The 22700-nt window shown below is 64.4% G+C and carries 18 protein-coding genes; 7 read left to right on the top strand and 11 right to left on the bottom strand.

Annotation, left to right across the window (positions count from 1 at the left end):
• Position 1: 1 nt before the first annotated feature.
• Genes JF886_RS14255 through JF886_RS14215 form a run of 9 tightly spaced genes read right to left on the bottom strand, consistent with a single transcriptional unit; the run spans position 2 to position 6776 of the window.
• Positions 2-916, bottom strand: coding sequence for a hypothetical protein (locus JF886_RS14255; RefSeq protein WP_337313584.1), 915 nt, complete (start codon positions 914-916; stop codon positions 2-4).
• Positions 909-1808: a hypothetical protein gene (locus JF886_RS14250; RefSeq protein WP_337313582.1), complete on the bottom strand. Its 900-nt coding sequence runs from the start codon at positions 1806-1808 to the stop codon at positions 909-911. The genes JF886_RS14255 and JF886_RS14250 overlap by 8 nt, the downstream gene beginning before the upstream one ends.
• Positions 1805-3214 (bottom strand): ATPase, T2SS/T4P/T4SS family, encoded by a 1410-nt coding sequence (locus tag JF886_RS14245; protein ID WP_337313580.1) that lies wholly within the window; start codon positions 3212-3214, stop codon positions 1805-1807. Before JF886_RS14245 ends, JF886_RS14250 begins: the two co-directional genes overlap by 4 nt.
• Positions 3211-3987: a CpaE/TadZ family protein gene (locus JF886_RS14240; RefSeq protein ID WP_337313578.1), complete on the bottom strand. Its 777-nt coding sequence runs from the start codon at positions 3985-3987 to the stop codon at positions 3211-3213. The genes JF886_RS14245 and JF886_RS14240 overlap by 4 nt, the downstream gene beginning before the upstream one ends.
• A gap of 2 nt (positions 3988-3989) precedes the next feature.
• Positions 3990-4664 (bottom strand): hypothetical protein, encoded by a 675-nt coding sequence (locus tag JF886_RS14235; RefSeq protein WP_337313577.1) that lies wholly within the window; start codon positions 4662-4664, stop codon positions 3990-3992.
• A gap of 17 nt (positions 4665-4681) precedes the next feature.
• Positions 4682-5119, bottom strand: coding sequence for a hypothetical protein (locus JF886_RS14230; protein ID WP_337313575.1), 438 nt, complete (start codon positions 5117-5119; stop codon positions 4682-4684).
• Positions 5113-5607 (bottom strand): hypothetical protein, encoded by a 495-nt coding sequence (locus JF886_RS14225; protein ID WP_337313573.1) that lies wholly within the window; start codon positions 5605-5607, stop codon positions 5113-5115. Before JF886_RS14225 ends, JF886_RS14230 begins: the two co-directional genes overlap by 7 nt.
• On the bottom strand, positions 5585-6058 hold the full coding sequence (locus JF886_RS14220; protein ID WP_337313571.1) for a TadE/TadG family type IV pilus assembly protein: 474 nt from the start codon (positions 6056-6058) through the stop codon (positions 5585-5587). Before JF886_RS14220 ends, JF886_RS14225 begins: the two co-directional genes overlap by 23 nt.
• 13 nt (positions 6059-6071) lie before the next feature.
• Positions 6072-6776: a hypothetical protein gene (locus tag JF886_RS14215; protein ID WP_337313569.1), complete on the bottom strand. Its 705-nt coding sequence runs from the start codon at positions 6774-6776 to the stop codon at positions 6072-6074.
• Here JF886_RS14215 and JF886_RS14210 point away from each other — a divergent pair.
• The gene (locus JF886_RS14210) at positions 6757-7164 is read left to right on the top strand and encodes a hypothetical protein (protein ID WP_337313567.1); all 408 of its coding nucleotides are present in this window, start codon (positions 6757-6759) and stop codon (positions 7162-7164) included. The genes JF886_RS14215 and JF886_RS14210 overlap by 20 nt on opposite strands.
• Positions 7165-7351: 187 nt before the next feature.
• Here the strand turns inward: JF886_RS14210 and JF886_RS14205 are convergent, their stop codons facing one another.
• On the bottom strand, positions 7352-8107 hold the full coding sequence (locus tag JF886_RS14205; protein WP_337313565.1) for a hypothetical protein: 756 nt from the start codon (positions 8105-8107) through the stop codon (positions 7352-7354).
• A 266-nt stretch (positions 8108-8373) separates the two neighbouring features.
• Positions 8374-8526, bottom strand: a complete 153-nt coding sequence (locus JF886_RS14200) for a hypothetical protein (RefSeq protein WP_337313563.1) — start codon at positions 8524-8526, stop codon at positions 8374-8376.
• 759 nt (positions 8527-9285) lie between these two features.
• On the opposite strand from JF886_RS14200, the gene JF886_RS14195 reads away from it, so the two are divergent.
• Genes JF886_RS14195 through brxL form a run of 6 tightly spaced genes read left to right on the top strand, consistent with a single transcriptional unit; the run spans position 9286 to position 22153 of the window.
• A complete protein-coding gene (locus JF886_RS14195; RefSeq protein ID WP_337313561.1) occupies positions 9286-9903 on the top strand; it encodes a DUF1819 family protein in 618 nt (205 codons plus the stop codon).
• Positions 9900-10499: a DUF1788 domain-containing protein gene (locus JF886_RS14190; RefSeq protein WP_337313559.1), complete on the top strand. Its 600-nt coding sequence runs from the start codon at positions 9900-9902 to the stop codon at positions 10497-10499. Before JF886_RS14195 ends, JF886_RS14190 begins: the two co-directional genes overlap by 4 nt.
• A gap of 4 nt (positions 10500-10503) precedes the next feature.
• A complete protein-coding gene (gene brxC / locus JF886_RS14185; RefSeq protein ID WP_337313558.1) occupies positions 10504-13992 on the top strand; it encodes a BREX system P-loop protein BrxC in 3489 nt (1162 codons plus the stop codon).
• Positions 13992-17516 carry a BREX-1 system adenine-specific DNA-methyltransferase PglX gene (pglX, locus tag JF886_RS14180; RefSeq protein WP_337313556.1) on the top strand — a complete coding sequence of 1175 codons (3525 nt, stop codon included), beginning with the start codon at positions 13992-13994 and terminating at the stop codon, positions 17514-17516. Before brxC ends, pglX begins: the two co-directional genes overlap by 1 nt.
• Positions 17509-20004, top strand: a complete 2496-nt coding sequence (pglZ, locus tag JF886_RS14175; protein WP_337313555.1) for a BREX-1 system phosphatase PglZ type A — start codon at positions 17509-17511, stop codon at positions 20002-20004. Before pglX ends, pglZ begins: the two co-directional genes overlap by 8 nt.
• Positions 20005-20017: 13 nt before the next feature.
• Positions 20018-22153: a BREX system Lon protease-like protein BrxL gene (gene brxL, locus JF886_RS14170; RefSeq protein WP_337313552.1), complete on the top strand. Its 2136-nt coding sequence runs from the start codon at positions 20018-20020 to the stop codon at positions 22151-22153.
• Positions 22154-22700: the final 547 nt, after the last annotated feature.

Below are 22700 nucleotides of genomic sequence, written 5' to 3'. Positions count from 1 at the left end.
CTCAGGAACCACCGAGGTGGATGGCGGCCACGGCGGAGAGCACGAGGATCAACAGGGCGGCGACCAGCCCGAGCATCGGCACCACCTGCGTCACCATGGCACGTCGGTTGCGGGCACGGAGGTCCGCCAGGCGCTCCCGGCTCAGGTCGCGAGCGGTGCGTAGGTAGCGGGCCGAGACGTCCTTGGGGTTCGCCTCACGGCTGACCCGAACCACCTCGCCGACGCGGACGGCGGCGGGGATCTCGTACAGCTCACCGATGCGCTGGAACCACGTCGCCTCCGAGGTGGGGAGGGAGTGCGCCTCGTCGTTGAGCCGTCGCCAGCGGTTGCCGGCGGTGATAGCGCGCAGGGCGGGGTCATCAATCCACGTCGCCACCATGGCGACGAGGTCGGTCGGCTCGAGCTGGGCGGGGTTGCGCAGCGGCGGGCGGCCGCCGACCGCGGCCAGCACCGCCGCCACCTCGGCAAAGGCTCGCCCGGCGCTGGCTCGGGTACGCGCGGCGCGGAGGCGGAGGCGCAAGAGTCCGAGAACGGGGACAGCGAGGACGAGGAGAAGGACCGCCTGCCAGGCGATGGTCACCCCGTCGCCCGCCGCCACCGTCAGGAGGTTGATCACGATGAGGCCACCGAAGACGAGGAGCATGCCGCCGACCAGCCGGAGTGCCCACGTGCCGGGGGTGCGGTCGTCGCCGGCGACCAGCAGCAGACGGCGCAGGTCGCGGAACTCGTCGAGGCGGCGCACGATGCTGCGTCCGGGCAGCCGGTCCAGCGTGCGGTGGCGTTCGTGGGCGAGGCGCCGCTGGACCCGGAGGATCGCTGCCTCCTCGGCGACGATGAAGGCCCCGGCGCGCTGTAGGGCGACGAAGCCGGCGAGTGGCACCACAAGGACGAACACGATGACAGCGACCTCAGGCACCGCCGATCCTCGCCACGTCGCGGGCCACACGCTGGAGGTCCCAGTGAAAGAGCCGGGGCTGGCGAAGCAGCAGCTTCATCGCCCCCACCGCGCTGATGAAGACGAGGACGACGACCACCAGCGCGATGCTCCCAGTCGGCGACGCGTAGAAGTCGTGGAGCGGGGGCACTCCGTTGAGGAACGCGAACATGAAGGTCACCGCGCCGGCGAGCACGGTGATGGTCGCGTTCTGGGCGCTGCGGACCGTGCGCATCTCCTCGGCCTCGTCGATGAGCGCCTCGATTTCGGGGATCTGGTGGTCCACGAGCAGCTCGGCGAGCGCCATGCGGTCGCGCGTCCGCGAGACGAGCAGGGTCACCAGCCCCTTTTCGAGCAGCTCGGACCGCGCCGCCGCCACCGCTGCGATCACCGCGCTGAGGACGTCCCGACTCGCCGCCGCGGCACGCAGGAAGGCCAGCTCGGACGGGGCGCGGGCGGCACTCTCGGCGAGGATGGAGTCGAAGGGTTCGTTGCTCGCCTCGAGGCGGGCGGCGAAGCGGCGCAACAGGGCGACGAAAGCACGGGCGACGCGGATGCGGCGACGCTCCGCCCGGCCGGCGAGCAGCAACCGCGGGCCCACGACGCCGAGGACCAGCGCGAGGACGACGACGAAGGCGACGCGCGTGCTCCAGGCCAGCGCTCCGGCGCCGGCGAGCACGACCACGCGGATGAGCAGCCAGTCGCGCCACGACATGCCCACGGCCCCGGCGAACTCGCGCTCACCCTCGAGGACGCGGCGCACCGACGTGGGCGCGACCACAGTGCGTCCGGGGGTGACGTCGACGATGAGCGCGGCGAGCAGCGCCGCCCCGGCGAGGAGGACGATGACGCAGACGAGGACGACAGCGATCACGGCTCAGGGATCTCCGCCAACGAACTTTCCAGCCGTCGCCGGATCCGGCCGGGGAGCTGCTCCAGCGTGAAGGCCTGGCGGGTCAGCCGGCCCTCGGAGTCGGTGTCGTACACCACTGTTGCGGCGCCGTCGTCGGAGTAGACGACGATGGACGCAACGTGGCGCGGCCCGCGGTGGCTGCGGGCGAGGTGGACGATGACGTGGACCGCTTGGTTGAGGAGGCGATGGGCCAGCTCGGCGTTGCCCTGCAGCGTGGATGACTTAGCGGCCATGTAGGCGACGCGCTCGCGACCGCCCTGGGCGCTGGTGGCGTGGGCGCTGGCGAGCGATCCCTCGTGGCCGGCGGTCATCGCCTCGAAGACGTCGGCGACCTCGGCGCCGCGCGCCTCGCCGAGGATGACGCGGGCGGGACGGTGGCGCAAGGCGTGGCGGACCGTGTCCTCCAGCGTCATCGGCGCCGCCCCGTCCTTGGTGGCAGCGCCGACGCTGGAGAAGGCGTACGTGAGCTCGTGCCAGGCCACGCCGCCACGGGCGAGGCGGCTGCTCAGTTCCAGCTCGGGCGTGTCCTCGGCGGTGACGATCCACTCGTCGGGGTCGAACTCGCCGGCCAAAGTCCGCATCAGCGTGGTCTTGCCGACGGCGGTGTCGCCGGTGACGAGGATGTTCAGGCGGCTCCGGACGGCGGCGCGGAGGAACTCGGCCACGCCGGCGCGCATCTCCCCGGCGGCGACGGCGTCGGCGAGGTTGGCGGGGCCGGCGACGCGCACGAGGCGGACGGTGAGGTTGAGCGCGAAGTCGCCGGAGACAGCGGGGTCGATGGTGGCGGCGATGCGGATCGGTCCACGGCTGGTCGCCAGCGACGCCTCCGCGAACGGGGTGACCTCGGTCAGCGAGCGCGGGCCCTGCACGCCGTCCACGCCGAGCGGGCCGCGCAGCCACTGGATGATCTTGCGGTCCGCCTCGAGCGCGGTGTCGGCGCTGAACTCGGCGGGCTCGTCGCCCTCGATGCGGAGCATCTCCTCGGGCGTCTCCACCGCCCACACCCCGGCGCCGCGGCGGATCTCCTCGCAGGGCGGCCCGTACACGAGCCGGGAGAGCGGCCAGAGGATGCTGGAGCGCACGAAGCATCCCCAGCGGAAGGTGTCGGCCAGCGGCGGCGACTCGGCCAGGCGCACTGCCAGGGCGCGATCGAAGCCGAACTCGGTGGGGGAGGCGAGGACGCGATCGACGACGCGGTGAACCCGGCCCCACAGGTGCCGCTCCCACTCCACCGACATCCGACCGCCGCCGCGTTCGGCGCCCAGCAGGGCGGCCACCGCTTCGACACCGGCGTTGAGCTCAACGGGAACGCTCGGCCACGGAGTCCGCGCCGGCGGCACGGCATCGACCGCGCGCAGCACGCTCACGGCTCGCTCCGCCGCGGACGGAAGCGCGCAAGCGCCCGGCCGCGGCTGGCCGCCTCGACGGCACGCCCTTCGCCGACCAGACCGGTCTCCTCGAGCATGCCGGTGCGGTGCAGCGGCACGCCCGACACTCCCTGGCGGACCACGCGCGCTGGGTCCCAGTCCCACTCCAGCGGGACGGCGAGCGCGGGGAGGTGCTCGCGAAGTAGGTCGAGCGTCGCTCCCATCTCGCGGCGGTGGGGCGGCCGGGCGATGACCAGCCGCGCTCGGCTCAGGGGAACCCCGTCGAGCAGGCGGAGGGCGCGCTCGAGCAGGTCCGCCTGGGCGCGAATGACCACGAGGATGGCGTCGAAATGCGCCCCGAGCATCGACAGTGCCGAGGGACTCCCGCCGTCGGGCGGGTCGAAGGGGCAGCCGAGGTCGGCGATGACAACGTCGTCGGGGAGCTGAGCCAGGCCAGGGGCGACGCGGCCGATCACCTGGGCGGAGCGGAGCTCCCAACGCCGGAAGCCGGGGACGACGCGCAGCTGCGGTCGGCTGGCAATAACCACGCTCTGGGCTTCCAGCGCGGACGCCGGCACCGCGGCGGAGCCGACCACGGTCTCGATGGAGGTTGGACCCTGGATGTCCAACAGCGTCCGCACAGTCCCAACCGCGGGGTCTGCGTCGACGAGCCGAACGGTCCGGTCCGCGGCAGCCGACCACGCCAGCCCGACGGCGTACGTGGTCGAGCCCTGGCCCGGGCTGGTGGTCATCACCGCAATGCGCAACGGCATGGTCAGGGAGTCCCCGACGGGCTGGGGGAGGGAGAGGCTGCGGTGGGGGCGGACGCGTTCCCGGCGGCCAGCTGGGCGAGCAGGGCGAGCACCTCGCCGGTTGTGTACGCATGGTCTGTGGTGGGTACATTCACTCCCGTCGACCGCGTCGCGATCAGCGCCACGCTCGACGACGACAGCGACACCCAGAGCGGCTCCTCGGCGGCGGGGACGGAGATCACTGCTGGGTTGCCGACGGCGACGACGGTGACACCGCGGGCGATCAGCCGTGTCCCCTCGGCGGCGTTGACCGCAGCCGTGCCGCTCCCGCCCCCGATCGCGTAGATGTCGATGACGTCGTTGACGACCAGCCCGGGGGCGAGCTTGAAGGTGATCGGCACCTCGACCATTGTCGACGAAACGAAGTCATCGGCTCGGAGGATGTCGTTCGGTTGCACGCCGTGGGCGAGCTGGCGTCCCAGTGGCGAGGTCGTCATCACCGTGTACGGGTCCGTCCCCGTCGAGAGCTGGACCTGGTGGACGTTCGAGCTGTCGAGGGTGGCCCCGGCGGGGAGGTTCTGTGTCGTCACCCAGGCCGTCGTCTTCGCCCCGGCGTTGACGACGAGCACGCCGGCAGCGATGCCGACCGCGGCGAGCATGGCGATGACCACCGCGGCGATGGCGACTGTGCGACGCATGACTCCTCCTTCCCTGCCTACCGTGCCGTCACCGTGCCTGCCGCCGGCCCCCCCTGGGCCTGAGCGTGCACTGTTGCGGTTCGCCCGAAAAGCTGCACCGGCAGGTTGACGACGTGAGTGACGGACACGGTGATACGGCCACCTGACACCGTGCAGGAGACCGTGCTCCCCGGGTCGGTCGTGAGCGCGGCGCCGTGGCAGTCGCCGACGGCCGCCGGCGACAGGGTGAGGGTGCCGCTGCTCGGCACGTCGGTGCTCGCGGCACTGGCGATGTCGACGTCCGAACCGCCCGCCTGGGCCCCGAGAAAGGCGGCATCGCGAGCCTTCGCCGCCGCGTTGCTGAGCGTGAGCAGGTCGCCGACGACAGCGATCAGCCCAACCAGCACGACGACGAACAGCAGCCCGGTGAACAGCAGCACCTGGCCGCGCTCGCCGCGGCGTCGCGGCGTCAGCACGGGTTCGCCCCCGGAGCGCACTGTCGGTACAGGGGAACGGGGACGCTTGCGTCCTGGTCCACGGTGACGGGGAAGCGCCAGAGGATGCCGACGACGCTGTTGGAGAAGTCGACGGTTCCCGACCCATGGCACGACACGTACATGCCCCGGGCAGCGGCGCCGGTGTAGAGGTACTGGTTGCCGTCGCTCTGCGGGCAGCTGATCGTCCGCTTGGTGACGTCGCCCGAGTTGATGCTCTGCTGGAAGGAGTCGTCGACCGCCGCCAGCGCCTGCGTCGGCGCACCGGCAGGGACGGAGAAGGCGGACACCGTCGCCACCGTCGTCGCGGTGCGCACCTCGTTGACCGCCTCGGCAAGTTGGACCGCGCCGACGAACAGGAGGAGCACGGCCAACAGCAGCGGGATCACCAGCGCCGCCTCGACGACGGCCTGGGCGTCCTCGCCGCGCCGATCGCGGCGGTGCGGCCTACGCGGAGAACGTCGCGACATGCGCCACCTCGTGGAGGTCAAGACCGAGAGCCCAGTCGCGCCCGCCGCTGATGCCGAAGTGGGGCGGGACCAGCGCCGGCACCCAGCCGCGGACGCTGACGGTCACCGTCCCGGTGGCCGCGTTGTACTGGGAACAGACGTGGACCTCTCCGACCGGCCACGTCGGGCTGAGCGCCGGACAGACACCGCCGACCGCGTCACTGCGGACGGCGTGAGCGCCGAACAGGCCGGCATCGAGCTGGATGCTGATCGCGGTGAACACGGCCTCGGCAGCAGCGGGCCGGCCGGCCGGTGAGCTCTGCGCCGACACCGCGGTGAGCACACCCTGCTCGGTCGCCGAGAGCGCGTTGTTCCGCTCCACGGCGTAGAGCCCGACCTGGACGGCGCCGAGGATGAGGAGCAGGACAACCCCGATCACCAGCCCGAATTCCACGGTGGCTTGGCCGCTCATGCTGCGTCGCACCTCACTGGGCCGCGGGCGTCGGGCACGGGCAGACGAAGGGCACCGACTCGATCTGCTGCACCTGGACCCACTCGGGCTGGCTCGGCACCCAGAAGTCGGCGTCCGCGCCACTCTGCACGGGGACCGCGTACTGGGTGCCGTCGCTCTGAACGTAGTACGCGGTCAGGGAGAAGTGGATGTGGTGCCAGACCACCACGGACTGGTAGTCGGGGGCCGGCTCGGTGTCGGGGAAGGGATCGCTCTGGCCGGGCGGCGGGGTGTGCTGGTGGTCGCTGCCGTACGCGTCGGCGGAGACGTGGTAGTAGGTGTGGGTCACCGCGCACGGCTGCGTGGTGTCCACCCCGGTCTGCGTGGTGCTCGTGCCGTCGCCGAAATCCCACCACGTCTCGTCCTCGCTCGCCGAGGCGACGTAGTTGACGACGAGCTGGCGGCCGGGACCTGCCTCCGGCGCGACGAGGCCGAACTGCTTGGCCGACGCGACGGTCGCGCCCGGCGCCCAGAAGCAGACGGGCACCCGCACGATCAGACCGTGTTTCGGTACCAGGCTCCCGCTCGCGAACTCTGATGTCACCTGGCCGCCGCTCAGCTGCTGCTGTACCTGTGCCTCGGCACTCGCCAACAGGGGAGCCACGACCAACGGTGGCGGAGCCGTGTATGCCAGTGGCAGCACCGGCAGGACATCGGCGATGACCGAGCATGAGTACACCAGCCGGCTGTATCCGCACGTCGCGGGGAGTGATTGCTTCCACGTGCCGGTGCAGACACCATTGACCCACGTAGCATTCACCGTCTTCCAGGGAATCGTTCCAGTGGCCGACCCCATCCACCATGCCGCCCACGACAGCGGTTCGGTAGCCTGGTCGCTGAAGAACCCCGTCTCGGCCTGGTCGGCAGCGTTGTCCGCAATGGTCGAAGACGCGACCGATTGGCTGTTCGGGTCCCACCACGAGATGGTTCGCGTGCCGTTGGGCAGCAGCGGGCCAACCGCGATGTGTGACGTCGCCGTTGCCTGGCACGGTCCCGCCGGCTGTGGACTGCCGTCGTTCGTGGCATGGCCAGTGTCGCCGGCGGTCGTGTTCACCTGGGGCGAGTAGCATTGGATGCCGGCGGAAGAGTTCAAGGTGTAGGCACTCGGCGCTGTGCGCGTGCCGGTCCACTGCGCCTGACCTCCTGGACACACATTGCTCCCTGTCGGCCCGCCGCCAATATCAGCGAAAGCTCGCTGCGTCAGAAGGGACCAAGCAAGAAAAACGAGGATGGCCACGGCGGCGTTGCGCCTCATCACACGGAGCCGCATGCCGATATCGCCGATCCTGACTCACAGTCGCGACCGCTCTGGGCAAAGAAGAGATCACCCAGGACATCGTCGTGCTGGATCGCTCCCGTTTCGATGATCACGACGTCCGAGGCGGCCGTGAATAATGGACCGGCGGCGGTAACAACCGCGCATGGCGCCTTGTATCGATCCACGAGAGCAAATTGCGAGGTCACCGAGTAGCCTTTGCCTGCTTCGAAAGCGACCACCGTCTGATCGACAGGGATTACTGCGATTTGGGCGGCATACAAGCCGCAGGCGGGATCGGTGACTGCCTGACCCGCGCGCACAGCGTTTCCGATAACGCCGTTGAACAGGCCGTGGACACGAAGATGGTCGTTCAGCCTCGGCTGTACGTTCGACTCCAACCAGCCCAAGAACGCGTTTTCACGATACTCCGCCCAGGCGAGCGCCTCCGCATCCGCGTCCGATAGTTTGCCGTTCGTCATGTTGAGCACCTGCGGCGGCGACCGCATGCTGTCGAGCAGGTGGCGGCCGGGGATCACCGTGACGTCGTACGGCGTCCAGACGGCTTGGAGTTGCGCCGACGCCTGCCCAATGGGAGTGTCCCGGTCAGGGTAAAGGGCCGGGTTGAGGTAGCGGTAGTTGGTGGCTAAGGCTGACGGCGACAGCGTGGGCTTTGGGGGTGTGGGCGTCGGGGAGCTGGGGGCCCCGCAGCCCGCCAAAGCACAGACCAGTGCGAGCGCCAGCAGCCCGATCACGCGGCTGCCGGCTGCCCCGAGGGATCTCCCTTCCACGATGGCTCCTCTCGACGTTGTCGATCCTCGGGGTGTAGCCTAGCGCATCAGCGTGAACATAGTGTCCTCATTTTACGATCCGATCTCCGGGGCCCTGCTGGCCCGGCCGCGCCCGGCAAGCCCAAACGATGCCTGCTCATGCCGGTCACGACATGTCCGTCAATAGGGTCTTCCTGATGGGCGTGGTAGCCACTCCGCCTCGGTTTGACGAGGTGACATCTTCTTGGCGGCTACTGGTCGCCACCCTGACAGAGGGGAGGGGTGAGCCCATCATCGAGCGCTATCTCGTGGCCGTTCCCGACCAGGGGAATGGCCCTCCTAAAGTCGCTAGCGGCGAGGAGGTATTCGTGGAGGGCGCTCTCCACGTGGACGAGCAGCGTCACCGCCATTTCGTGGCTGCCCGGGCAATCATCCCTCTGGGGGACCAAGATGGCCCTGCCCCGACCGAGTTGGAGATCGGTCGCCGGTCCCATCGATCTCCGGTCGCTCATGAACGATCCGGGCACTGGAGGCGTGTCGGTGTGGGTACACCGCGCGAGCGCGTCGTGTGGGTCAGAGCAACGACTGTATCCGGACCCTCTTGACTGGTGCGCCCACGTTTTAGACGCGGTGAGGTGCCGGCCATGCTTCGATCGAAACGTTAGATGTTCCGATCAACCTGACTCCTAGGCCCAAGTTCGGCGATGTGATCCAAGCGATATGTACGAATGATCTCGAATTGGGGAATTGAGGCGGACGCTGCCCGTGGCCTGTGATGGTATGCCTTGCGCGGGACAAAAACCTGCTAACTTGTCCATGCCGTGTCAACTTCCGATTCATTTTCTCTTGACGCGATGGCACCGTCGCCGCTGTGTGCCAGCTGTGATCAGCCCTTTGCACTGCTGGCCAGAGGTCGTCCACGCAGATTCTGTTCAGCAGCTTGCCGCAAGGCGGCCTACCGCCGACGCCTGCAAGCTCTCCCCGAACGTAGTGCTCGAATCATCCCCGGCGGCCGTTTTACGCTCAGTCGCCGATTGGGATCATCTCAATGAGCTATCCCTCCGTGCGGGTCCGCGCGCTGGTTCAAACCGTGACCACGACGGGGCCCTCGATGTCTCCCACGGAACCGTCCTGAAGCCGGGAAGGCCTGCGCTTTGCCGGATATGACGACGAGAGCTTCGAGCTACCGGCTCTCATTTGGCGTCGGTGGGCTCTTTGTGAGAGAGGCGGTGGTCGCGGCCCCTCTATTCCTCCAGAGCCAAGATTGGCGCGCAGTGCGTTCGGTGATCGACGCGGACAACCTGCTCCAGGCACGCACCGTTTCAACCGGGCGTCGGCTCAGCCGCGAACTTGTGCATCGACTCGAAGAGCTGTCGGACGAGGAGGTTACATTGCTCCTGGAAGGGACCGCCACGGAGCGCGGGCATCTTATGTGGGCCGCGGCCTGCCGCCGATACGACCTGGTCGGCGCATTCGCCGAGGAGGTCGTGCGTGAACGTTTCCTGTTGCTAACCCCCACGCTCCTGCCCGAGCTTTTCGAGGCCTTCGTGCGGGCGAAGGCGATGTGGCACGAGGAGCTTTCGACGCTCACCAGCTCGACGCTGAGAAAGCTCCGCACGACGGTGTACCTAATGCTCCGCGAGGCGGAACTTTTATCAGACACGGGTGAGATCCTGCCGTGTCTGCTGTCGCCAAGAGCGGCTGAGGCACTCCAGAAGCGATCCCCTAGCGATGTGCGGTTCTTCCCAACAAGCGCCAAAGTGACTGGAGATACGCAATGACGGTGTCAGGGCTGTCCGAGCAGGAAGAGCACCTGTTCGCCGTGCTCAGCGGTCGGCGGTTTCTCCAGATGGAGGGTTTGGGTAACGAGGTGCCCTTCTTCATTTACCCCTACGACCCCGAGGATGCGCTCGAGGTCGCCAACTCGAAGAAGCGAATCAAGAACCGACTGGCGAACGAAGGCATCCAGGTTCGGGAGGTCAACCTCTACGACCTCTCGGTGGAGATTCTGAAGGAGCGTGGTGTTTGGGAAAATCTGCTCGCGCTCGAACCCGAGCAGGACAAGGGCGACTTTCGGGACCTCCTCCAGGGGATGCTCGACCCGCAGCTCCACATCGCGCCCGCGATCCGCGCCCAGCTCGCCGAGGGCGACTTTGACATCTTTTTCCTCACCGGTATCGGCGAGGTTTTCCCCTACATTCGCTCGCACAACGTGCTGAACAACTTGCAGAGCGTCGTGACCGGCAAGCCGATGCTCATGTTCTTCCCTGGCCGCTACGAGCAGTCCGACACGTTGGGGTCGTCGCTTGTGCTGTTCGGGCGACTCAAGGACGACCAGTACTACCGGGCCAAGAACATCTTGGAACAGGAGGCTTGACTCGATGAAGCTCAATGCGATCTTTGACAAGGACGTGCAGCGCCCGATCGAAGGTGTCATCAAGGCTGATGACACCGCTTACCTGGGCACCGAGGTAGACGAGTACGTCCTGACGAACGAGGTGTCCAAGGGTTTGGAGCAGCTGCTTGAGGCCTACACGAACTACACCAACGCCAACGGGGTGTGGATCTCTGGCTTCTTCGGCTCCGGTAAGTCGCATCTGCTCAAGATGCTCGCCCACCTCCTTGGCGATGTGGCTGGCCAGGAGTTCCCGCGCGAGCGCGTGTCCGAAAGTTTCCAAACCAAGGCCGAGGGTGCGTTCCTTCCTGCGCTGTTGGCCAAAGCTGGCCGTCTCCCGGCCAAGAGCCTGCTTTTCAACATCGACCAGAAGGCGACGCTCATTTCCAAGGACCAGGCCGACGCTTTACTAAAGGTATTCGTCAAGGTGTTCGATGAGAGTCGCGGATACTTCGGCAACCAGGGACACGTTGCCCGGTTCGAACGCGACATGGACAACCGCGGCGAGTACGAGGCGTTCAAGACCGCATATGCGCGTATCTCAGGGCGCGACTGGGCTCAAGGCCGCGAGGAGGGTGTGCTCGAAGAGGTGAATGTGGCCCAGGCTTATGCCGAGGTAAGCGGCCAATCTGAAGGGACGCCGACCAACATCCTGACTAAGTACCGCAACGAGTATTCGGTATCCATCGAAGACTTCGCCGGCGAAGTGAAGGCGTGGCTCGCGAAGCAGAACCCCGGCTTCCGTTTGAATTTCTTCGTTGATGAAGTCGGTCAGTTCATCGGGTCGAACACGCATCTGATGCTGAATCTCCAAACGATCGCGGAGTCCCTGAACACCAAATGCCGGGGGCAGGCGTGGGTATTCGTGACGTCCCAGGAAGACATGGAGAAGGTTGTCGGCGACCGCACCAAGCGGCAGGGCGACGACTTTTCCAAGATTCAGGCCCGGTTCAAGACCCGCGTGAAGCTCACCAGCGCCGACGTTGAGGAGGTCATCCGTAAGCGTCTGCTGGAAAAGAACGATGCGGGCAAGGATGCGTTGAGCAAGATCTACGCGGCGGAGTCAGCGAACTTCAAGACGTTATTCGACTTCGTGGATGGCGCGAAGACGTACCGCAACTATGCCGACGAGGCCCACTTCGTCGGCACGTACCCATTTGTCAGCTACCAGTTCCCGCTGTTCCAGGCGGCGATCGAGGGGATCTCCGACCATAACGTCTTCGAGGGCCGCAACAGCTCCGTCGGCGAGCGTTCAATGCTGGGAGTGGTTCAGCAGGTCGCCAAGGACATAGGCGACGTCGAGGTCGGCAGGCTTGCGACATTCGACCATATGTTCGCGGGCATCCGCGCGTCGCTGAAGTCCGCGGCACAGCGCTCGATTGACGTGGCCGAGCGCAACCTCGACAACCAATTGGCTGTGAGATTGCTAAAAGCGCTGTTCCTGGTTAAGTACGTCGAAAGCTACCAGGCCACGTCACGGAACTTGACCGTGCTGGTCTACGACCGGTTCGGTCTGGACCTGCCTGCCCTGTCGAATCAGGTGCAGGACGCGCTGACGCTGCTGGAGACTCAGACCTACGTCCAGCGCAACGGCAACGTTTACGAGTATCTGACCAACGAAGAGCAGGTCATCGAAGAGGAGATCAAGAACGTCGACATCGATCCTCCGGACGTGTCGGGGCGCCTGTGCAAGATCCTCTCGGGCGACGTCATCAAGACCAGCAAGCTCCGGTATACAAAGAACGGGCAGGACTTCGCCTTCGGGTACAAACTCGACGACCAGGTGTATGGACAGCAGCGAGAACTCGCGGTGCACTTCATCACGCCGGAGTACCCGTTCAGCCCTGAGGAAATCCGGATGCATAGCGCCGGCAAGGACGAGCTGCGCGTCATCTTGGAGCCCGACGAGCGTGTGCTCTCCGACATGCGTCTGCTGATCAAGACCGAGAAGTACATCAAGCGCAAACAAACGACGTCGCTGTCGGCGATTGAGGACCAGATCCTTCGCTCTAAGGCGGCGCAAAACGTCGAGCGCGAAAAGGAACTAGTCGACCGCGTCCGCCGCGCTGTCGGCAAGGCGGCTCTCGTGATCAACGCCGCCGACATGACGTCCACGTCGCAGGACCCCATCACCCGCGTGGCCGATGGGTTCCAGGATCTCATCAGTCGCACATATATCCACCTCAGCTTGCTCGGCGGCACGACATACAGCGAGCAGCAAGTGTCCACTTTCGCCCACCCGGACCAGTCGCTCCTGATCGACGACCCGTCGCTCGCGAAGCTCGTGACCCCTGGCGATGAGGTGCTCTCGTTTGTACTGCGACGAGACCGCCTCGGCGAGCAGGTGACCGTCAAGACGATCGTCGACGCGTTCCAGGCCAAACCCTATGGCTGGGATCTCGCCTCGATCGAGGTCGTCATCGCCTGGCTTATCGGCACGTCGAAGCTCACCCTATCCGTCGACAGCAACGTGCTCAAGCGCAGCGAGGTCGCCGTGCTACTGCGCAACACACAAAAGCATTCTCATGCTGTGGTCGCGCCGCAGACGGATTTCGACGAGCACATGGTTGCTAACTTCCGCAAGTTCTGCGCCGACTTCTTCGATGAGGCGAGCGCGCCCAAGGACCCTTTGGAGTTGGCTCGGCACGGCAGCGACAAGCTGCGCGGAAGGCTTGACGAACTCAAGGCGCGTGTAGCCGGTTCGAAGTACCCGTTCGTGGAGCAGTTGGCTGGGACCATTGCCCTACTGGAACAGGCCGTCGGCAAACCCGACGTGTGGTACCTGACCGAGTTCAGCCTCGGCGACGAGCTGCTCGACGCCAAGGAGAAGTTTATTGACCCGATTCAAGCGTTCCTCAACGGCGGTCAGAGCGGTATCTACGACAAGGCCGCCGGGTTACTGGCGGCAAACGTGAACAACCTCGGCTACCTTCCGGTGGGCAGTGACGCTGATATCAGGCGGCTGCTGAACGACCCCGATGCATTCCGTGGCAACCGCATGATGCAGCTTAGGCAGGCCGCGGAGGCACTCAACGCGCAAATCAGTGATGCCCTCGCGACCAACCGAGCGACAGTCATCGCCGCTATCGAAGGTCGCAGGGCCGAAGTGCGAGCTTCCGCTTACTACAGCAACGCGACCGAGGACGCGCGGCAACGGGTCACTCAATCGATCGACCAGATCATCGCCCGTGTCGGCAGCGAGCCGCAGATCGCTCCCATCCGCGAATGGGCGAACAGCTTTGCAGAGTCGATCTACCCGTCCTTGCTAGACCAGCTCGCCTCGTCCGCAGCGCCTACTAACGGCGGCGACGAAGCACAGACTAAGTCCGTCAAGCAGACCGTCTCGGTCAAGACCATCGTCGTGCCGGATTGCCACGGCGTGCTTGAGAGCCCCGAAGACATCGACCGGTACCTCGCCGCTCTCCGCAGCGCGCTGTTGGCCACCCTCAGCGACGGTAAGCGGATCGCACTCTGATGGATACCGCGCCACTGAAGTCCTTCGCCACATGGGCGCGCACCACGCTCATCGGCGAGGTGGCGGCGCGCATCTCCGTGGTTCTCGCGCCGGGATCGCCGAATCGCGTAGAGCAGCCAAGCACCATTGCCGGGCTGGAGAAGGCTGTCAATGCGGCTGGGGGCGGCGAGTCGGGCCGCGCCACCGTGACGGACAAGGTGGCGTACACCTGGTTCAACCGTATCATCGCGCTCCGGTTTATGGACGCCAACCGTTACACCAGCATCGGTGTTGTCTCACCTGCGCGCGCCGGAGCGGGCGGTCAGCCCGAGGTCCTCGCTGAGGCCAAGCGCGGGATCATCGACACAGCGGTCGTCACCAGCCCGAGCACCGTGGAGTCGGTAAAGAGCCTGCTCGACGGCACCCGCCGTAGCGCCGACCCACAGGGTGAGGCGTACGCACTGCTGCTCGCGGAGTATTGCCGGCATTGGAACCGGTCGATGCCGTTCATGTTCGAGCGTGAAGGCGACTACACCGAGCTGCTCATTCCATCGAACCTGCTTGCCGACGAATCCGTGCTGGCCCGCGCGGTTGCAGTACTCACCGGTGACGTTTGCCAGGACGTCGAAGTCATCGGATGGCTCTACCAGTTCTACATCTCGGAGCGCAAGGATGACGTCTTCGCCGGGTTCAAGAAGAACAAGAAGGCGGGAGCCGCCGAGATTCCCGCTGCCACCCAACTATTCACGCCGCACTGGATCGTCCGCTACCTCGTTGAGAATTCCCTCGGGCGGCTTTGGTTGCTGAACCGACCCACATCGTGCCTGGCCGACCAGATGGAGTACTACATCGCTCCGGTCGATGACGAGACCGATTACCTCAAGGTTGCCAATCTCGAGGAGCTGAAGATCATCGACCCAGCATGCGGCTCCGGCCACATGCTCACTTACGCCTTCGACCTGCTCTTCGCGGTCTACGAGGAGGAGGGCTACGCGCCGGCCGACATTCCCGGGCTGATCCTCACTAACAACCTCTACGGCACAGAGATCGACCCTCGCGCAGGTGCGCTCGCTGCATTCGCGCTAACCATGAAGGCCCGAGCGCGTCAGCGCACGTTCTTCAGCAAGCGGACCGAGCCGAACATCTGCGTGCTCGAACCGATCTCGTTCGGACCCGACGAACTCGACTTCCTCATCACGGGAGGCGGCGACCGCCACGAAGAGGTCGCGTTCTGGAACGATTTCACTGAGGCAGACACACTGGGCTCACTTATCCAGCCCGATCCTGACCTCACGGCCCGGCTCGCGGGTCACCTGGAAACACTCGACGATGGTGGGGACCTACTCAAGGCTGACTTGCTTGATCGGGCTGGGCGCGTCGTCGCACAGGCCGCGTATCTCACGCGGGGCTACGCCGTCGCCCTCGCAAACCCGCCGTACATGGGTGGCAAGAACATGGGCTCCGGGCTGGCCCAGTTCGCAAAGGCGAAATTCGCCAATTCAAAGGCAGACCTCTTCGCGATGTTTATTGACCGGTGCACGAGGCTTGTCGTGCCCCGCGGACTGGTTGGAATGATCACCATGCAGTCGTGGATGTTCCTTTCGTCGTTTGCCGCACTCCGGGGGAAGCTACTGAGTGAGACGACTGTCGAGGTGCTCGCTCACCTTGGGAGCGGGGCCTTCGACTCCATTGGTGGCGACGTCGTGTCGACCGTCGCCTTCGTTGTCTCTCGGAATTCAGCTGCTGAGCGACGAGGCGTCTATCTCAACCTCACAGCGGGACGCTCAGAATCTGCCAAGGCGCAGGAGTGCGTTCGCCTGATTCGTGACCCGAGCGATCGGTTCGTGCTGCGGAGCCGACGGCTGCTTGAAGTGCAGGGCGCACCGATCGCTTACTGGCTGTCGGAAGCTGAACTCCGCGCACTTGTCGAGGCGAACAAAGTGTCGGATGTAGCAACGCCAAGGAAGGGCCTCGTAACTCTCAACGATGCACGTTTCACGCGGCGGTGGTACGAGGTGGCTGCTAGCCGAACCTGCTTCCCAACGGACTACCAGAACCTCGGTCTCAGTCGCACCTGGTACCCGCTGAACAAGGGAGGGGGATACCGACGATGGTATGGCCTCAACGAGACGCTGATCAATTGGAAGGACAACGGCCAAGAGCTCAAGGACTTCATCGTTGCCCGCTATGGAGGCGGCTCCTACACGAAGGAGATCCGTAGCGAGGAGTACTACTTCCTGGAGTCATCGACCTGGGGCGCTGTTTCGAGCGGGCCGCCGAGCTTTCGATACACACCTCCGGGGTTCATCTTCAGTTCCGGAGGGTCATCGCTCTTTTCTGATGATGCACTTCTCAGCGTGCTCGGAAGCTTGAACTCCTCGCCAGTGTCCCGATTGCTACAGACGCTGACACCGACGATGAACTTCGTTCCTGGCGATGTCGCACGCATGCCGGTCAGCAGATCTCCGCGACTCGACGAGCTTGTTCTCGCAGCCATCGAACTCACGAAAGCAGACTGGAACGACCGTGAGACGTCGTGGGACTTCACCGCCAACCAGTTGGTTGCGGCCGCAGCAGGCGAGCGCCTATGTGACGCGCTAGACGAAGTTCGGCGTGGTGACGATGGTGTGACTGAGCGATTGGGTGAGTTGCAGGCTGAGATCGACCTGATCGTGTCGCGGGGCCTGGGGCTGGTTTCTTTCGATGACGAGGCCCTGCCGCCTGTCGATCCGCGTAGCCTCACGATCAACGCGAACGCACAATATGAGTTCCCTGATCAGTCGGCAACCGCTCGAGTCGTGCTGAAGTCGCACCGCCTAGTAGTCGACATCGTATCTTATGCAGTTGGCTGCATGCTCGGCCGCTACAGCCTCGATGCGCCGGGACTGATACTCGCGAATCAGGGCGACACGCTGCAGGACTACCTCGCCAAGGTGCCTAATCCGACGTTTATGCCGGATGAGGACAACGTGATTCCAATCGTGGACGGGGATTGGTTCGAGGATGACATCGTGGCACGCTTTCGGCAGTTCCTGCGTGTCGCCTTCGGCGAGCACAACTTCGAGGCGAACCTGAGGTTCGTCACCGAGTCGCTGGGCGTCGAGGAGCCACGCGACTACTTTGTGAAGTCCCTCTACAAGGACCATGTCCAGCGATACAAGAAGCGCCCTATCTACTGGCTATTTTCTAGCCCCCAAGGGTCGTTCAACGCGCTGATCTACATGCATCGTTACACACCGTCGACCATCTCGACTGTGCTCAACGAGTACCTTCGCGAGTTCAAGGCAAAGCTTGAGGCCAGCCGCCAGCACAATGAGCGCCTCGCCGTCGGTGCTGAAACGCCTCGGCAGCAAGCTGCCGCGCAGAAGGAGACCGATCGCCTGCGCAAAGCGTTACTGGAACTCGACGAGTACGAGCGCGACGTGCTGTACCCGTTGGCGACCCAGCAGGTGCACATCGACCTCGACGACGGCGTGAAGGTCAACTACCCGAAGTTCGGCGCAGCGCTGAAGAAGATCCCGGGCCTGGAGGCAGCCGATGAGTGACGCAACGACCGTCCGCCCCCACCTTGAACGGCGCTTCGAGACGCAGCGGGTGGTGTTCTGGCACGACCCCGAAGTGGAGTACGCCTCCGACCTCGACACACTCGCGCTAGAGGGAGTGGAAACCCTGAGCGTCGCCAACGACGAGTATGCGGTCAAGAACCGGGTGCTGCATATGGATCCAGGGGCGCGGTTCCTAATCTACCGCGCGGGTGCCATACCGACTGGACTCGGCAACTGGCTGCTCGACCTCGAGCTGGCGTACGGGGTGTTCACGGCTGACCGGGCGTCGCTAGTACAACAGGATCTCGGACTCACCGCTATCGGGATCGGAGATGCAATAGGGGCGCACCCGAAGTTCTTTCGAGCGACCAAACGAGTACAGGGCTTGAAGGCGCTACTCGACGTCAACGATGATGCTGACAAGCTGCGTGCAAAGATGTGCGCGGTGCTCCTTAGCCAGCGTGAGCACAGCCTACTGGAGATCACCCGAACCCTTCTGGTCGAGAACGCGAGCGACGGAGACGCGAAGTACAGCGCCTTAGCCGAGTACGGCCTTGACGAGTTCTACTGGCACGGCGTCAACTCGATCTATGGGTACGCGTCGCCAAGCCCGAGCATCGCCGATTTCGTACTGTGGGTGTTCAGGCAAGCGACCGCCGGTTTCACGTCCGGCCGCCCTGGTGGCCTCCGCAACATCCAGCTGGATTTCGCCAGCCTACGCAATGATCGTCGTAGCCAGAAGGCATTGACAATTTGCGCGAGGCGGACTGCGCGCGACTTGGACTACGCGAACACGATCGAGGACGCGAGCTTCCGCGACCTATTGGGCAACGACCTATTCGAGGAGGCTGACCGCAAGATCATCAGCGGCCTTGCTCGGGCCGTTGCCGACCGGGGAGTCACCGCCCGTGAGGTTACCGAGGTCATCCGTGGGCGCCAGAGCAGCATCTGGATCGACGACTACCGCAATCTATACGCCGCGATCGGCAGCGCCTCCGACCTGCTGACTGCGCTGCACGCGCTGGATGTCTCGATGCAGTCGTTCGATGATGGCCTGGACCGCTACCGCCACGACTGGTTCCGCATCGACCAGCTGTACCGGCAGTTCATCTACGCAGCCCGCACTGCAGAGTTCTCGGGACCTCTGGAGACGCTGCGAACGGAAGTCGAGAAATTCTATGCGAACAAGTTTCTTTATGACCTGGGTAACGCTTGGCAGCAGCAGGTCGATGGCGTCGGCCGGTGGCAGTCCGCTGTGGTCTTCCCACAAACGTCGTTCTTCAACAATCACGTTGAGCCGATCATCCGCGATGGCCGGCGCAAAGCGGTCGTAATCATCTCCGATGCGCTCCGGTACGAAGTCGCCGATGAACTCGGAAGCCGCATTCGGCAGGAGGACCGCTTCGACGCGACCCTCGATGCCATGCTCGGTGTGCTACCGAGCTACACCCAGCTCGGAATGGCTGCCCTCCTACCGCACAGCAAAATCGGGCACTCGAAGGACGGCGATCCTGTCGTCGTCGATGGTCACCGCTCGGATGGCACCGTGAATCGCGGCAAGATCCTCGATGCCGTGGGCGGGCGGGCCATTCAGGCTGAGGAAGTGCTCTCGCTGACGCGAGACGAGCTGCGAGACCTGTACCAGCAGCACCAGGTGTTGTACGTCTATCACAACCGCATCGACGCGACTGGGGACAAGGCAGGCACCGAGCGCCAAGTCTTCGAGGCAGCCGAGGAGACGCAGCGTGAGCTGGTCGATCTGGTCAAGCGACTGACGAATGCGAATGCGACAAACATCCTCATAACGGCCGATCACGGCTTCTTGTTCCAAGACACTTCGCTGGCAGACGCGTTCTACCTATCGACCCTCCCCCAAGGCGACGATATCAAGGTCACTAATCGCCGATACGTCCTCGGTCGCGGGCTGAAGGATGACCCGGCCTTCAAGTCATTCACTGCAGCGCAGCTCGGCCTCGACAGCGACCTGGATGTGCAGATTCCGAAGTCGATTCATCGCCTGCGACTTCCCGGTGCGGGCTCGCGGTTCGTTCACGGCGGAGCCTCCCTTCAGGAGATTGTCGTCCCAGTGTTGACGATCAACAAGAAGCGCAAGAGCGATACCCGCCTTGTCCACATCGAGGTGCTGCCCGAGTCGGACACGATCACCACCGGCCAATTGGTGGTCAAGTTGTTCCAGACGGATTCAGTCAGCGAGAAGGTGCAGGCGCGAACCGCACGCGCAGGGCTCTACGTCGGGGAGACCCTTATCTCGAACCAACCCCAGCTGGTGTTCGACCAAGACTCGGCGGACAAGCGCGACCGCTATCAGAGCGCGCACATGCTGCTGAGCCAAGATGCGAACGACTACAACAACCGGGCTGTCGAGTTCCGGCTTGAGGAACGGATTCCCAACACCAACCAATGGCGCGTTTACGCCAAGGCGATGTACACACTGAAGCGCTCTTTCGCCTCGGATTTCGATTTCTAGGGAGAGCGCAGCCATGAGTGAAACGGACCGGGGAGCACCCATCGCCGATGTGCCCGTCCAGAGTGAGCTGGACCGTAAGATCAACCGACAATTCCCGGGCGTCGTCGTGCGCAAGGACTTGGTCAAGGCCGTCAAAGGCAATGCCATCGTGCCGTCCTACGTACTGGAGTACCTGCTCGGCCAGTACGCGGCATCGGACGACGAGGCCACCATCCAGGCAGGCATCGACACGGTGCGCAAGATTCTCGCCGACCACTACGTACACCGGAACCAGTCCGAGTTGGTGAAGTCCACCATTCGCGAGCGCGGGCGGCACCGCATCATCGATAAGGTCACGGCGACGCTCAACGAGAAGGATGACGTCTACCAAGCCGAGTTCGCCAACCTCGGCATCAAGGGCGTGCTCGTCGAGCCCACGACGATCAAGGAGCACCCCAAGCTGCTCGTCGGCGGCGTCTGGTGCATCTGCGACATCGAATACTTCCATAGGGACGATGAGCGGGCCGCGCCCTGGATTCTTGGATCGATCAAGCCCATCCAGTTGTCGAACTTTGACTTCGAGGGCTACCTGGCCGCACGGCGGGAGTTCACCTCGGACGAGTGGATCGACTTGCTAGTGCAGTCGATCGGGTTCGACCCCGAGCTGTTCGGCCGGCGCGCCAAGCTCATCCAGCTCGTCCGGCTCATCCCGTTCGTTGAGCGGAACTACAACCTCGTCGAGCTCGGCCCGAAGGGCACGGGCAAGTCGCACATCTTTTCGGAGTTCTCGCCCCATGGCATGCTCATCTCCGGCGGCGAGGTCACGGTCCCCAAGCTGTTCGTCAACAACGCCAACGGGCGCCTCGGGCTGGTCGGCTACTGGGATGTCGTCGCCTTCGATGAGTTCGCAGGCAAGAAGAAGCGCACCGACAAGGCGCTCGTCGACATCATGAAGAACTACATGGCCAATAAGACGTTCTCCCGGGGGGTCGAAACGCTCGGAGCCGAGGCGTCGATGGTGTTCGTCGGTAACACCTCCCACACGGTGCCGTACATGCTCAAGAATTCCGACCTGTTCGACGAGTTGCCCGAGAGCTACCACGACTCTGCCTACCTCGACCGGCTACACCACTACATCCCCGGGTGGGAGGTCGACACCATCCGTGGGGAGATGTTCTCGAATGGCTACGGGTTCGTCGTCGATTACATCGCCGAGGTGCTCAAGTCAATGCGGTCGCTCGACTACTCTGACCGCTACCAGCAGCACTTCACGCTCTCATCGGATATCTCTACTCGAGACCGTGACGGCATCCACAAAACCTTCTCCGGGCTGATGAAGATCCTCTACCCGCACGGGGAGGCCACGCCCGAAGAAATCATGGAGATCCTGCGATTCGCGATCGAGGGACGCAAGCGCGTAAAGGACCAAATCCTCCGCATCGACTCGACAATGGCCGATGTCAAGTTCGGGTACTTCGATAAAGCCGGAACATGGTGCCCGGTATCGACGCTCGAAGAGGACGAGTATCCGGCTCACTATTACCCGGAGTCCCGTAAGAACGATGACGCGGAGGATGTTGTGAGCGAGCGGCGGGCAGGTGGATTGGAACCGGTTGGAGAACTCGACGCCGAGCGCGAGTCGGATTGTATCGCTCCACCGACGTTGTTTGCGGGCCACCGCGAGTTCCAAGAGAACCAGCGCGGAGTGTCGTTCGACACTCTGATCGTTCCATACTTAAGCGGCGCGGCGCAGATCACCATCACCGATCCGTACGTCCGGCAGTTCCACCAGGCTCGCAACCTCATGGAACTCATCGCTGGTCTCGCGGTCACCAAGGACGCGGCAGACGAGGTCAACGTCAAGCTGATCACCTCGGAGGACGCCGAGAGCGAAGACAGAGTTCGGAGGCAGCGTGAGTTTCTGCTGAAGGTCAAACAGGGAGCGGCCATCGCCGGCATTAACCTCGATGTCTCGTTCGACGCTGTTATCCACGACCGCTCGATCGTGACTGACACAGGCTGGAGGATCAACCTAGGCCGCGGTCTCGACATTTTCCAGTTCGTCACGGACGACGTGTTTGATCTCGCGACCAAGCGCCAAGAGTACCGTCAGGTCAAGGCATTCGGCGTGACCTACGTTCGGGAAGGCTCGGTGACATCCCACCAATAGTGTTGGGCCTATCCGGACTGCTGATAGTTCCGGCTGTGACGGGCGCCGCCTGAAACGACGGTCAGTGGTCAGGCAAAGGCGAGACGCTGGTTGCTATGTGCGAATACGCGGGCTACTGGCCGGAGGACCCCCACACCTGACCGACCTTGGGTCCTGATAGCGGCTGTCCCTGGGGCGCTAGCCATACGCCTCCACGACGCGAAAGGGCATCGCGTCGCGATCCACATCGCTGGCGTGCCATGTGGGGCCAGCGGGGCTCCATTCGTCAAACTCAAGCAACACTGTCCGGTCTCCTTCGGCCACAGGCCGTAGCTTCCGGGCGAGGAGATTGCCAAAGCGCTTCTCGTGAGTCGAGACGACTAGCTGCGTGCGCTCCTTTGTGCGCCGCAGCAAGTCGATAAGGCCCTGAACCGCCCCGGCTTTTATGGAGACTCGGTTTATTGACTCACAGCCATCGCAGCTGGGAGTGACTGATGGTAGTGGGCAGCTTCGAACTCTGCGGGCGGAACCATGCCGATCTCACCGTGTAAACGGCGGTGGTTGAACC

The organism is Candidatus Aeolococcus gillhamiae (assembly GCF_016464765.1).
Classification (GTDB): Bacteria; Chloroflexota; Dormibacteria; order Aeolococcales; family Aeolococcaceae; genus Aeolococcus; species Aeolococcus gillhamiae.
The sequence above is the reverse complement of the archived record's forward strand: the minus strand, read 5'-3'. Positions and strand labels throughout refer to the sequence as shown.